This window comes from Janthinobacterium sp. CG_23.3, assembly GCF_046115965.1.
Taxonomy (GTDB): domain Bacteria; phylum Pseudomonadota; class Gammaproteobacteria; order Burkholderiales; family Burkholderiaceae_D; genus Janthinobacterium.
The window spans coordinates 1-10,042 of the sequence record NZ_JBJXIB010000168.1 but is presented as its reverse complement, the minus strand read 5'-3'; the positions used below and the strand labels follow the sequence as shown (position 1 = coordinate 10,042).

The 10,042-nt window shown below is 67.3% G+C and carries 13 protein-coding genes; 3 read left to right on the top strand and 10 right to left on the bottom strand.

Translation table 11 applies throughout. The features are described from left to right. Window positions 1-98: 98 nt before the first annotated feature. From ACFDR9_RS25420 to ACFDR9_RS25390, 7 genes are all read right to left on the bottom strand, one after another. Window positions 99-854, bottom strand: coding sequence for an ABC transporter permease (locus ACFDR9_RS25420; RefSeq protein ID WP_409032768.1), 756 nt, complete (start codon window positions 852-854; stop codon window positions 99-101). A gap of 3 nt (window positions 855-857) precedes the next feature. Beyond that, the gene (locus ACFDR9_RS25415; protein ID WP_409032767.1) at window positions 858-1,874 is read right to left on the bottom strand and encodes an ABC transporter substrate-binding protein; all 1,017 of its coding nucleotides are present in this window, start codon (window positions 1,872-1,874) and stop codon (window positions 858-860) included. A gap of 40 nt (window positions 1,875-1,914) precedes the next feature. Then, entirely contained in the window at window positions 1,915-2,694 is a 780-nt protein-coding gene (locus ACFDR9_RS25410) for an ABC transporter ATP-binding protein (protein ID WP_017876987.1), read from the bottom strand. A 136-nt stretch (window positions 2,695-2,830) separates the two neighbouring features. After that, complete coding sequence (locus ACFDR9_RS25405; RefSeq protein WP_017876988.1) at window positions 2,831-3,514, bottom strand: Crp/Fnr family transcriptional regulator; 684 nt, start codon at window positions 3,512-3,514, stop codon at window positions 2,831-2,833. Between the two features lie 212 nt (window positions 3,515-3,726). Continuing rightward, complete coding sequence (locus tag ACFDR9_RS25400) at window positions 3,727-4,413, bottom strand: response regulator (protein ID WP_409032766.1); 687 nt, start codon at window positions 4,411-4,413, stop codon at window positions 3,727-3,729. A gap of 39 nt (window positions 4,414-4,452) precedes the next feature. Further along, on the bottom strand, window positions 4,453-5,742 hold the full coding sequence (locus ACFDR9_RS25395; RefSeq protein WP_409032765.1) for a GAF domain-containing sensor histidine kinase: 1,290 nt from the start codon (window positions 5,740-5,742) through the stop codon (window positions 4,453-4,455). A 171-nt stretch (window positions 5,743-5,913) separates the two neighbouring features. Next, the gene (locus ACFDR9_RS25390) at window positions 5,914-6,495 is read right to left on the bottom strand and encodes a DJ-1/PfpI family protein (protein WP_409032764.1); all 582 of its coding nucleotides are present in this window, start codon (window positions 6,493-6,495) and stop codon (window positions 5,914-5,916) included. Window positions 6,496-6,711: 216 nt separating this feature from the next. Between ACFDR9_RS25390 and ACFDR9_RS25385 the strand changes: the two genes are divergently transcribed. Next, window positions 6,712-7,011 (top strand): antibiotic biosynthesis monooxygenase family protein, encoded by a 300-nt coding sequence (locus tag ACFDR9_RS25385; RefSeq protein WP_409032763.1) that lies wholly within the window; start codon window positions 6,712-6,714, stop codon window positions 7,009-7,011. Here the strand turns inward: ACFDR9_RS25385 and ACFDR9_RS25380 are convergent. Beyond that, on the bottom strand, window positions 7,008-7,622 hold the full coding sequence (locus ACFDR9_RS25380; RefSeq protein ID WP_409032762.1) for an FMN-dependent NADH-azoreductase: 615 nt from the start codon (window positions 7,620-7,622) through the stop codon (window positions 7,008-7,010). The two genes, ACFDR9_RS25385 and ACFDR9_RS25380, sit on opposite strands and share 4 nt — an antisense overlap. 120 nt (window positions 7,623-7,742) lie before the next feature. Between ACFDR9_RS25380 and ACFDR9_RS25375 the strand changes: the two genes are divergently transcribed. Then, on the top strand, window positions 7,743-8,660 hold the full coding sequence (locus ACFDR9_RS25375) for a LysR family transcriptional regulator (protein ID WP_017876994.1): 918 nt from the start codon (window positions 7,743-7,745) through the stop codon (window positions 8,658-8,660). A 126-nt stretch (window positions 8,661-8,786) separates the two neighbouring features. After that, window positions 8,787-9,014, top strand: a complete 228-nt coding sequence (locus ACFDR9_RS25370) for a hypothetical protein (RefSeq protein WP_017876995.1) — start codon at window positions 8,787-8,789, stop codon at window positions 9,012-9,014. Window positions 9,015-9,035: 21 nt separating this feature from the next. Here ACFDR9_RS25370 and ACFDR9_RS25365 read toward each other — a convergent pair whose 3' ends face one another. Both ACFDR9_RS25365 and ACFDR9_RS25360 read right to left on the bottom strand, forming a co-directional pair. Then, window positions 9,036-9,371, bottom strand: a complete 336-nt coding sequence (locus ACFDR9_RS25365) for a MerR family transcriptional regulator (protein ID WP_409032761.1) — start codon at window positions 9,369-9,371, stop codon at window positions 9,036-9,038. A 3-nt stretch (window positions 9,372-9,374) separates the two neighbouring features. Continuing rightward, window positions 9,375-9,974, bottom strand: coding sequence for a J domain-containing protein (locus ACFDR9_RS25360; RefSeq protein ID WP_409032760.1), 600 nt, complete (start codon window positions 9,972-9,974; stop codon window positions 9,375-9,377). Window positions 9,975-10,042: the final 68 nt, after the last annotated feature.

Genomic DNA, 10,042 nt, shown 5'->3' with positions numbered 1-10,042 from the left:
GCATGATTTTCTCCTAAGTTGATTCTTCGAACCTTCACTTTAGGATTAATTTGCGTCTTTTGCCGACCCGCCTTCATTCATAGTATCTACGAAATGCGCTAGTGGCTGCGCCAGGTTTGGTAATGCCGTTCGATGCGGCGGAATACCAGGCTTTCGGCCAGCCAGGCTATGAAGCCGATCAGGGCGATGCCAAGCAGGACCTGGCTGGCGTTGCCGACCTGTCCGCCCAGCGAGACCATCCAGCCGATGCCGCGCGTGGCGCCGATCATTTCGGCGGCCACCAGCGCGCGCCAGGCTTGGCTGAAGCCGACCCGCAGCGCCGCCGTCAGCGCCGGCAGCGACGCCGGCAGGTAGACGTGCAGCAGCAGTTGCAGCCGGCTGGCGCCGAGGATGCGCGCGGCCCGCACTTCGCCGCCGCGGATCGATTGCACCCCTTCCTGGATCGTCAACGCCATCGGGAACACGGCGGCGATGAAGATGACGGCGACGATGGCCAGGTAGCCCAGCCCGAAGACGATCATCGTCAGCGGCGCCCAGGCGATGGGCGGGATCGACATGAACAGGCTGTTCAAGGGGGTGATGAAGTCGCGGAAGCCTTTCGAGACGCCGGCCGCCGTGCCCAACGCCAGCGCGACCACGCTGGCCGCGCCGAAGCCGACCAGTTCCTCGAGCAGGCTGGCGCCCAGTTGCGGCCAGATTTTGCCGCTGGCCAGCCAGCGCCAGCCTTCCTGCGCCACCTCCCACGGCTGCGGCAGAATGTAGGCCGGGAAGCGGCTGGCGGTGACACTCCACAGCAGCAGCAGCGCCGGCAGCGCGGCCCAGCTCCACGACGCCCTGGCGATCACGGCGCGCATGGTTTAACGCTTCACCCGCAGCTGGTCGGCGCGCTGCTGCCAGCTCAGGTCGACCACTTGGCTAACCTTCAGCTCCTTGTTCAGAAATCCCAGCGCCAGCGAATAGTCCATCAGCCGCTGGATGAAGCGCAGGTCGCCCGGCTCCAGCCGGTCCGACCAGCCCAGCCGCTTGCGCGCCTGCTGCACCACGGCCGCCGGCGCGACGGTGGCGCCGGCGGCCGTCTTGACCGGCGCGATCTGGAAGGCGTCGGCGATGATGCGGTTCGACTCTTCCTGGTGCTCGTTGAGGAAGGCGATCGCCTTGCGGTGCGCGCGCAGCACTTTGACGACGTCGTCGGGGCGCTCGGCCAGGGTCTTCGGCACCGCCATGACGACGTACCACGGGTAGCGCGGGATGCCCTGGTTGACGTCGAGCAGCACGCGCTTGCCGCGCAACAGCGCGTCCGAGACGAACGGTTCCCACGTGAAGGCGGCGTCGACGAGGCCGCGTTCGAGCGCCGCGTTCATGTTCCCGACCGGCATGCTGACGACGTCGACGTCGCGCTCGGGGTCGAGGCCGCCCGCTTCCTTCAGCACGTAGCCGCGCAGTAGCACGTCCATGCCGCTGCCCTTGGCCACGCCGGCAATCTTCTTGCCGCGCAGCCCGGCCAGGCTGGTGATGCCGGCGTTGCCGTTGGTAATGAGCGCCGCCTGGCCGTAGTTGACCTTGGCCAGGATGCGGCTGTTCAGGCCGCGCGCGTACCACTGGAACACCGGCGGCGCGCCGATGTAGGCGATGTCGAGTTCGCCGGCCGCCAGCGCCTGCTGCACCACCGGGCCGTCGCCGAACGAGGTCAGTTCGACCTTCAAGCCCTCCTCGGCGAAGTAGCCCTTCTTGTCGGCGATCAGCGCCGGCGCGTTGGCCATCGCGTGGACCCAGCCGATGCGGATCGGTTTGCCGGCGCCCTGCGCGGCGGCGGGCGCGGCGGCGGCCAGCGCCAGCAGCGGCAGCGACAAGGTCGCCAGGAATGTCTTGATCATGCGTGCTTTCACAGTTCGAGGCGGAATCGGGGCGGCGGCGTCAGGCTGGCTGGGCGGCCGGCGCGATGCGGTCCATCAGCTCGTTGCGGTAATCGTTGAAGCGGGCCAGCTTGCGCGTGTCGCGGTGGATGCGCGGACGCGGCAGCTCGATGCGCAGTTCGCTTTGGATGCCCGCCGGCGCCGTGCCCAGCACCACCACGCGGTCGGCCAGGAACACCGCCTCGTCGATGTCGTGGGTGATGAAGACGACCGTCTGGCCCAGGTTCTCCCACAGGCGCAGCGTTTCCTCGTTCATGCTGTTGCGCGAAATCGCGTCGAGCGCGGCGAACGGTTCGTCCATTAGCAGCAGCGTCGGTTCCATCACCAGCGTGCGCGCCAGCGCGACGCGCTGCTGCATGCCGCCCGACAACTGGTACGGCAGCTTGTCGGCGGCGTCCGCCAGGCCGACCATCGCCAGGTAATGGCGGGCGCGCTCGCGCTGCTCGGCCACGCCGATGCGCTTGCCCATGCGCAGGCCGAAGCGCACGTTGTCGAGCGCGTTCAGCCAGGGGAACAGCTGCGGCGACTGGAACACGTAACCCAGTTCCGGCGTCTCCGGCGTGACCGGCGCGCCGTTCACGGTGACGCTGCCGCGCGACGGCTGGTGGAAGCCCGACAGCAGGTTGAGCAAGGTGCTTTTGCCGCAGCCGGACGGCCCCAGCAGCGCGATGAACTCGCCCGGCCGCGCCCGCAGCGACAGGTCGCGGAACACCACGTGCCCGTTCGGGTAGGCGAAGTCGACGTGGTCGACGGACAACTGCGCCATGGCTTGGGTTTGCATGTCGATCTCCTGCGGGGGTCGCGAAGGTCCGAGCGAACCGTCAACATGCATGGTACGTGTGAAGCTTTAGATAACGAACGAAGCAATCCGCATATCGATATGCGGGTGCTGCGGAAGTTAAAAACACGGGCAATCGCTACGCTGCCGCGCCGCCGTACAATTTCAGCGCGTCGGCCGATGCAATGCTGATCAGCGAGCCGCTGACCTTGATCAAGTGCTGCGCGCTGAGCTGGTGCAGCACCCGCGACAGCGTCGCCGGCGCCAGGTTCAGCAGCGACGCCAGCAAGCTTTTCTTCAACTCCAAGCGCACCTCGGTCGAGCGTTGCAGTTGCGACGCCTGCAGCAGGTATTCGATCACGCGCTGGGTGGCGTTCTGCACCGAGCAGCGCTCGACGTTGCGGATGAAGCCGAGCAGGTGGTCCGACAGGCTGGCCATCATCTGGCGGGCGATGCGCGGCGACTGCTCTAACAGGCGCAGCAGCGCGGCCGGCGGAATTCGCAGCAGCAGGGTGTTGTCGAGCGCCTCGGCGCAAAACGGATACGCTTCGTCGAGGAAAATCATCGGCTCGCCGAAGCTCTGGCCCGGGCGGATCAGTTCGAGCACCTTGTCGCCGCCGTCCGGCGTGGCGATGCTCAGTTTGACCATGCCGAACACGACGATGTAGGCGCCCTCGGCGACCTCACCCTTGCGGAACAGGATCTGCCCCTTGTCGAGTTCGACGCGACTGACGTCGGTGCGCAGCTGTTCCAGCTGGATCGGCGAGATATGGCGAAACAGCGCCTGGGTTGACAGTAAGCCGCCGACGTTGACCTTACTCATGACACTCTCTTTTCAATCGATTTGACTAAGGTCAAGTGTAGGCGCGCGCGGCGGCCGCGGCTATCCGCCGATGGAACTAGGCCGGCCAGCCAAACGACGGGGGGATAAGCTAGCGTGTCGTAGCTCGGATTAGCGGGAAGCGTCATCCGGCAATGTTGGCCGAAGCGCGACGCGCTGCTCCAGGCCAACATTGTCGGGTTACGCCGTTCCGGCTAGCCCGACCTACGAACATCGGCCTGTTTGCCGATGCCGTGCTCGACGGCGTAGACGGCGATTTGCACGCGGCTACTCAATTGCAGTTTCTTGAGGATGTTCTGGACGTGGATTTTGACGGTGCTCTCGGCAACCGACAGTTCGCGGGCGATTTCCTTGTTGCTCTGGCCGCGCGCCAGGAAGCCCATCGCCTCGCGCTCGCGCGGCGTCAACCGCACCGGCGGCGCGGCCGGCACGCCGGCCTGCCCCTGCGCCGCCGCCGAACCGGCGCGCAACTGCGCCACCAACTTGCCCGTCATCGACTCGGCGACGACGGCCTCGCCGGCGGCGGCGCGGCGGATCGCCTCCATCAGCTTGTCGGCCTCGATGTTTTTCAGCAGGTAGCCGCGGGCGCCGGCGTGCAGGGCCGCGCCCAAGTCCTCGGCCTGCTCCGACACCGTCAGCATCAGCACCGCCGTGCGCGGCAAGTCCTGCATGATCAGTTGCAGCGCCTCCAGCCCGGACAGGCCGGGCATGTGCAAGTCCATCAGCACCACGTCCGGGCGCAACTGCTTGGCGCGCTTGACGCCTTCCAGGCCGTCGGCCGCCTCGCCCACCACGTCGAAGTCGGGATTGCGCTGCAGCAGCAATTTGACGCCGCTGCGCAGCAAGGTGTGGTCGTCCACCAGGAGGATTTTGATTGTCATGCCCGCACGCCTTCGCTCTGCCTAGTTACCGCCATTATGTCACGCCACCTGGCGGCTTTCGCGCGGCAGCGACAGGCTCACCGTGGCGCCGGCGCCCGGTTCGCTGACGATGTCGAGCTGCGCGCCCAGCCGCAGCGCGCGTTCGCGCATGATGCTCAGGCCGACGTGCTGCTCCGATTCGCCCAGCTGCGCCGGGGCGAATCCCCTGCCGTCGTCGCGCACCGTCAGCGCGAAGTCGCGGTCGTTGTCGACGTCGACCCAGACCGCGCCGGCGCCGGCATGCTTGCGGATGTTCGACAGCGCCTCCTGCAGGATGAACAGCACCTGCAACTGCTGCTCCGGCGCCAGCGGCGCGCCGCTGCCGCGCAGTTCCAACGCGCACGGCAGGCCGCTTTGCCGCTCGAACTTGGCCAGCACCTCGCGCACCTTGGCGTCGACGTCGCCGCCCGGCCAGCGCGTGCGGAAATTGTGCAGCAGCTCGCGCACGTCGCGGTAACTTTCGTCGACGCCGGCGCGCAGCAGCGGCACCACCTCGGCCACCTCGGCCAGGTTGCCGCGCCGCACCGAATCCTCCAGCAGTTGCGCGTGCAGGCTGATCAGGTTCAAGCCCTGCGCGATGCTGTCGTGCAAACCCTGCGCCATCAAACCGCGCTCCTGCGCCACCGCGACCTGCTTTTCCAGCGCGATCAAGCGCTGGTTGTCGACCGCGATGCCAAGGCTGCGGCCCAGCGTTTCGAGCAACCGGCGGGCGGCGGCGCCCAGCCCGCGGCGGCGCCCGAAATGCAGCGAAAAGCTGCCGATCGCCTCCTCCCGCACGAGCACCTGGAACACCGCCAGCGAGACGAAACCCTCGTCCGCGCAGCGGTAGAGCCGGCCGGCCTCGCGGCCAAGCCGGCGCAGATCCTTGACCACGATGACGCCCTGGACGATCGCCTCGCCGCACAGGCAGTCCTGGGCCCGGATGCAATGCTCTTGCTCGATCAACTGTTCGGGGATGCCCTCGTGCACGACGATGTGGACGTTGCCGCGCTGGCGGTCGAGCGTGCGCACGGTGCCGCCGTCGGCGCCGCTAAAACGCATCACGCGCAGCAGGAAGCCGCGGCACAGTTGCTCGATGGTTTGCTGCGCGGCCAACAGCGCCGTGACGTCTTGCAGCGCGGCCATCTGGCTGGCCTGCGCGTCGAGCTGGGCGGCCTGCTCGCGCACGCGCCGGGCCAGCGCGCCGGGTGTGGCGCCGGGTGTGGCGCCGGCGTCGGCGCGGGCGCGCACGCGGTTGGCAGAGCGCAAGGAGCTGCGTTTGACGGGGGCGATGCTGCGGTGCGGGTTCATGGTCGTGCTCTGGCTTAGCTTCGGAAATCCGATGACAGGCGATATCATCGCATGCCGCCAGTTAGCGGGCCGGTAACGCTGAAAATCGACCGTAGGCAAAGGGCCGGGGTCGGACCTTCCGGTCCGGCCCCGGGGTTACGCCCTTGGTTTTCAAGGACGATCCGGGCGTTTCTACAACTTGATTTCGGTGCCGAGCAGGACCAGGAATTGCGCCAGCCATTGCGGATGCGCGGGCCAGGCCGGCGCCGTGACGAAGTTGCCGTCGGTGACGGCGTCGTTCACCTCGACTTCGGCGTAGTGGCCGCCCGCCAGTGTGACTTCCGGCGCGCACGCCGGATACGCCGAGATGCGCTTGCCCTCGATGACGCCGGCGGCCGCCAGCAGTTGCGCGCCGTGGCAGACGGCGGCGATCGGTTTGTTGGCGCTGGCGAACTGGCGCACGATCTCGATCACGCGCGGGTTCAGCCGCAGGTATTCCGGCGCGCGGCCGCCGGCGATCATCAGCGCGTCGTAGGCGGCCGCGTCGACCTCGGCGAAGCTGTAGTTGAGCGCGAATAAATGGCCCGGTTTTTCGGTGTAGGTCTGGTCGCCCTCGAAGTCGTGGATCGCGGTTTTGATCTTGTCGCCGCTCTTCTTACCGGGACAGACCGCGTGCACCGTGTGGCCGACCATCTGCAGCGCCTGGAACGGCACCATCGTTTCATAATCCTCGGCGAAATCGCCGGTCAAAAATAAAATTTTCTTCGCCGCCATGTAGTTCTCCATATGAAAGATGACGCCGGCCCGGACGGACCGGCCCACGCCCTTATAGTAGCGCTTCTTGCACCTTGCAGCAGATGATCGTTTCGCTATCGTTTTTTTGCCGGCTGCGGTAAGGGATCAGGCCAGGCACGCAACGCTATCAGCGCCCACGTGCGCGCCGCTTGCTTCTTTAGGGCAAAATGTCCGTTCTCAACCAAGGACACTGCCATGATTTTTGAAATCGCCCACATCCACATCAAATCCGCCACCCACGCCGCCTTCGAAGCGGCCGTCGCCGACGCGGTGCCGCTGTTCCGCCGCGCCGCCGGCTGCCTGTCGATGGCGCTGGAACGCTCGATCGAGCACGGCGACCACTACCGCCTGGTGGTGGGCTGGCAAACGCTGGAGAACCACACCGTGGACTTCCGCGGCAGCGCCGACTTCCTCGAATGGCGCCGGCTGGTGGGCGGCTTCTTCGAGGCGCCGCCGCAGGTCGAGCATATGAACACGGTGCTGACCGGGTTCTAAGCCGGCGCCAGTTCGGCGATCGCGGCGCGGCTCTTCGCCAGCGTGGCGGCCACGGCCGCCTCGCCCATTGCCACGCCTTCGGCCTGGATGAAGGTGATATCGGTGATGCCGAGGAAGCCGAGCACCGCGCGCAGGTAGGTCGACAGGTGGTCGTAGCCGGCGCCGGGGCCTTCGCTGTAGATGCCGCCGCTGGCGGTGAAGATATAGACTTTTTTGCCGGTGGCCAGGCCAACCGGGCCGTTGGCGGTGTATTCGAAGGTGCGGCCGGCGCGGGCGACATGGTCGATCCAGGCCTTCAGCGTCGAACTGACGGAAAAGTTGTACATCGGCGCGGCGATTACCAGCACGTCGGCGGCCAGCAATTCGTCGACCAGCGCGTCCGACACCTTCACCAGTTCGGCCGCCTGCGCCGAGCGCTGCTCGGCCGGCGTGAAGAAGGCGCCCATCATGGCTTCGTCCAGGTGCGGCACCGGCGCGGCGGCCAGGTCGCGCTCGACGATGCTATCGCCCGGCTGGGCGGCGCGCCACGTGGCGATGAATTCGCCCGACAATTGGCGCGACAGGGAACCGTTGTTGCGCACGCTGCTATTGATGTGGAGTACGTTTGCCATGATAGAGATTCCTTCAAATTCGGTTGAACGTCAGATTTGTTGATTGCGTTCATCTTAGTTCCGCATTAGCATCGATGGAATCCATTAAATTCAAATCGTTAGCATCGATATTCTAGATATATGCGTGAACCCGGCCTGCCCTCCCTCGACCAACTACGTGTTTTCATCGCCGTCATCGACGCCGGCGGCTTCGCCCACGCCGCGCGCCAGTTGCACCGCACCCAATCGGTGATCAGCTACACCATTGCCAACTTGGAGGAACAGCTCAACGTCGTGCTGCTCGACCGCGGCAAGCGCAAGCCGACCCTGACCGAGGCCGGCAAGGCGCTGCTGGCCGACGCCCGCGCGGTGTCGCTGAAGGTCGACGGCATGCGCGCGCGCGCCAAGGCGCTGGCCGGCGGGCTGGAGGCGGAGGTGGCGCTGGTGGTCGACGTGATGTTTCCGACCTGCGTGCTGGTCGAGGCGCTGGAGGCGTTCCAGCTCGAGTTCCCCACCGTCGCGCTGCGCCTGCGGGTGGAGGCGATGGGCGCGGTCACGCAACTGGTGCTGGACCGCACCTGCCACATCGGCGTGGGCGGCTGGATGCCGGTGACGGCCGACGCGATCGAGCGGCTGGCCTCCGGCCACGTGCGGATGATGCCGGTGGCGGCGCCCGGGCACCCGCTGGCGCAGCTGCCCGGGCCGATTCCGACCTCGCTGGCGCGCGAACACACCCAACTGGTGCTGACCGACCGCAGCGCACTGACCGAGGGCCGGGATTTCGGCGTGCTGGCGCTGCGCAATTGGCGCTTGAGCGACCTCGGCTCGAAGCACGCGCTGCTGCGCGCCGGCCTGGGCTGGGGCAGCATGCCCGAGGCGATGGTGCGCGAAGACCTGGCCAGCGGCCGGCTGGTGCGGCTGCGCCTCGGCGACGGCGACGTGATGCATTTTCCGATCCACCTGATCCACCGCGGCGACCAGCAGCCGGGTCCGGCGGCACAGTGGCTGGTGGAGCGCTTCGCGGCGCAACTGCCGCAATTGCTGGCGCGCGGCTTTTAGGTAGCGCGGTTTTACCGCTCGGGTTGGCCGGAACGGCGTAACCCGAGCGGCGTTGGCGGCGGCCCCGCGCCGGCTCACGCGCTGCTATATGATAGGCACGAATTTAACTCAGCTACAGGGAACGCGATGGCCGCAATTGACGATTTCATCAACAAGCAAAAGGATGGCGCGCGCTTCGTCATCACGGCGCAAATGCTGCGCCTGCCGGTGCAGCAGTTCGACAGTCTGGCGCTAGGCTGGATCGCCGATGGCGGCCCCGGCTTTTCGGTCAGCGGCGTGCCGCACCGGGTCGTCGTCGACGGCCGCTTTTTTATCAGCCGTCTGACCGTGGTCAAGGACGGCGCCCCGGTCTGAACGCGGCGGCCATGGCGTCGCCTAGCCGAGGCCGGCCGCCCGCAGCAGCGCCCGCAGCCGCCTGACCTCCTCCGACAGGTCCACCACCAGCGCCGCCAGGTGCTCGTCGGCGTCGAAGGCGCGCTCGATGTCGCGCAGCCGGCGCGCCCGCACCAGGTCAACGCTGGTGAAACGCCAGCCGGACGCCGGCGCCCCCGGTGGCGCCGGCGGTACCGGCTGCGGCGGTCCGCCCAGGATGCCGGTGGCGGCCCGCTCCAGCACCCATGCCGGCTCGACCGCGCAGGCGCGCGCCATTTCCTCCACCGTCAGCGCCGACTCTTCCAGCATGACGCCAGTCACAATCTTTGCTTGTCCCATGATTTACGCTCCCATTTTCTGGCGCGGATTGAATGCCATTTCCTTCGCCATGGTTTCATATAATTCGCGCGCGCGGGCGCTGTGCGCCGGCGGTAGCACGAGTTCGAGCAGCAGGTACAGGTCGCCGGCCGGGTTGCCGGGAACGCCGCGCCCCTTCAGGCGCAGCTTGCGCCCGCCCTGCGAGTGTTCCGGCACCGTCACCGTCACCGTGCCCGACGGCGTGGGCACGTCGATTTGCGCACCCAGCGCGGCTTCCCACGGCGCCACCGGCACGGTGGCAAAGACGTCGCGGCCCTCGACCCGGTAGCGCGGGTCCGGCTTGAAATGGATTTCCAGGTACAGGTCGCCGGCCGCCGCGCCGCCGCGGCCCGGCTGGCCCTGTCCGCTCAGGCGCAATTGCTGGCCCTCGGTGACGCCTTTTGGAATGCTGACGTCGAGGTTGCGCTCGCGCGTGACGACGCGGCCGCGCGCGTCCGCCTCCGGCGCGCGCAGGGTGATGGTGCGGGTGGCGCCGCGGTAGCTGTCGGCCAGGTCGATGACGATGCTGGCGTGGCTGTCCTCGCCGCGCGCGGCGGCGACACCCCCCCGGGGGAGGCCACCCAAGTGGGCAAACAGAGCGGAGAGGAAAGCATCGTCCCCCGTTGCTCCAGGCCCCACAGAAAGGGCAAAAC

What these genes read in the sequence shown, in the direction of transcription:
- ACFDR9_RS25420 (WP_409032768.1), bottom strand. Translation starts at nt 854, where the DNA reads ATGCGCGCCGTGATCGCCAGGGCGTCGTGGAGCTGGGCCGCGCTGCCG.
- ACFDR9_RS25415 (WP_409032767.1), bottom strand. Translation starts at nt 1,874, where the DNA reads ATGATCAAGACATTCCTGGCGACCTTGTCGCTGCCGCTGCTGGCGCTG.
- ACFDR9_RS25410 (WP_017876987.1), bottom strand. Translation starts at nt 2,694, where the DNA reads ATGCAAACCCAAGCCATGGCGCAGTTGTCCGTCGACCACGTCGACTTC.
- ACFDR9_RS25405 (WP_017876988.1), bottom strand. Translation starts at nt 3,514, where the DNA reads ATGAGTAAGGTCAACGTCGGCGGCTTACTGTCAACCCAGGCGCTGTTT.
- ACFDR9_RS25400 (WP_409032766.1), bottom strand. Translation starts at nt 4,413, where the DNA reads ATGACAATCAAAATCCTCCTGGTGGACGACCACACCTTGCTGCGCAGC.
- ACFDR9_RS25395 (WP_409032765.1), bottom strand. Translation starts at nt 5,742, where the DNA reads ATGAACCCGCACCGCAGCATCGCCCCCGTCAAACGCAGCTCCTTGCGC.
- ACFDR9_RS25390 (WP_409032764.1), bottom strand. Translation starts at nt 6,495, where the DNA reads ATGGCGGCGAAGAAAATTTTATTTTTGACCGGCGATTTCGCCGAGGAT.
- ACFDR9_RS25385 (WP_409032763.1), top strand. Translation starts at nt 6,712, where the DNA reads ATGATTTTTGAAATCGCCCACATCCACATCAAATCCGCCACCCACGCC.
- ACFDR9_RS25380 (WP_409032762.1), bottom strand. Translation starts at nt 7,622, where the DNA reads ATGGCAAACGTACTCCACATCAATAGCAGCGTGCGCAACAACGGTTCC.
- ACFDR9_RS25375 (WP_017876994.1), top strand. Translation starts at nt 7,743, where the DNA reads ATGCGTGAACCCGGCCTGCCCTCCCTCGACCAACTACGTGTTTTCATC.
- ACFDR9_RS25370 (WP_017876995.1), top strand. Translation starts at nt 8,787, where the DNA reads ATGGCCGCAATTGACGATTTCATCAACAAGCAAAAGGATGGCGCGCGC.
- ACFDR9_RS25365 (WP_409032761.1), bottom strand. Translation starts at nt 9,371, where the DNA reads ATGGGACAAGCAAAGATTGTGACTGGCGTCATGCTGGAAGAGTCGGCG.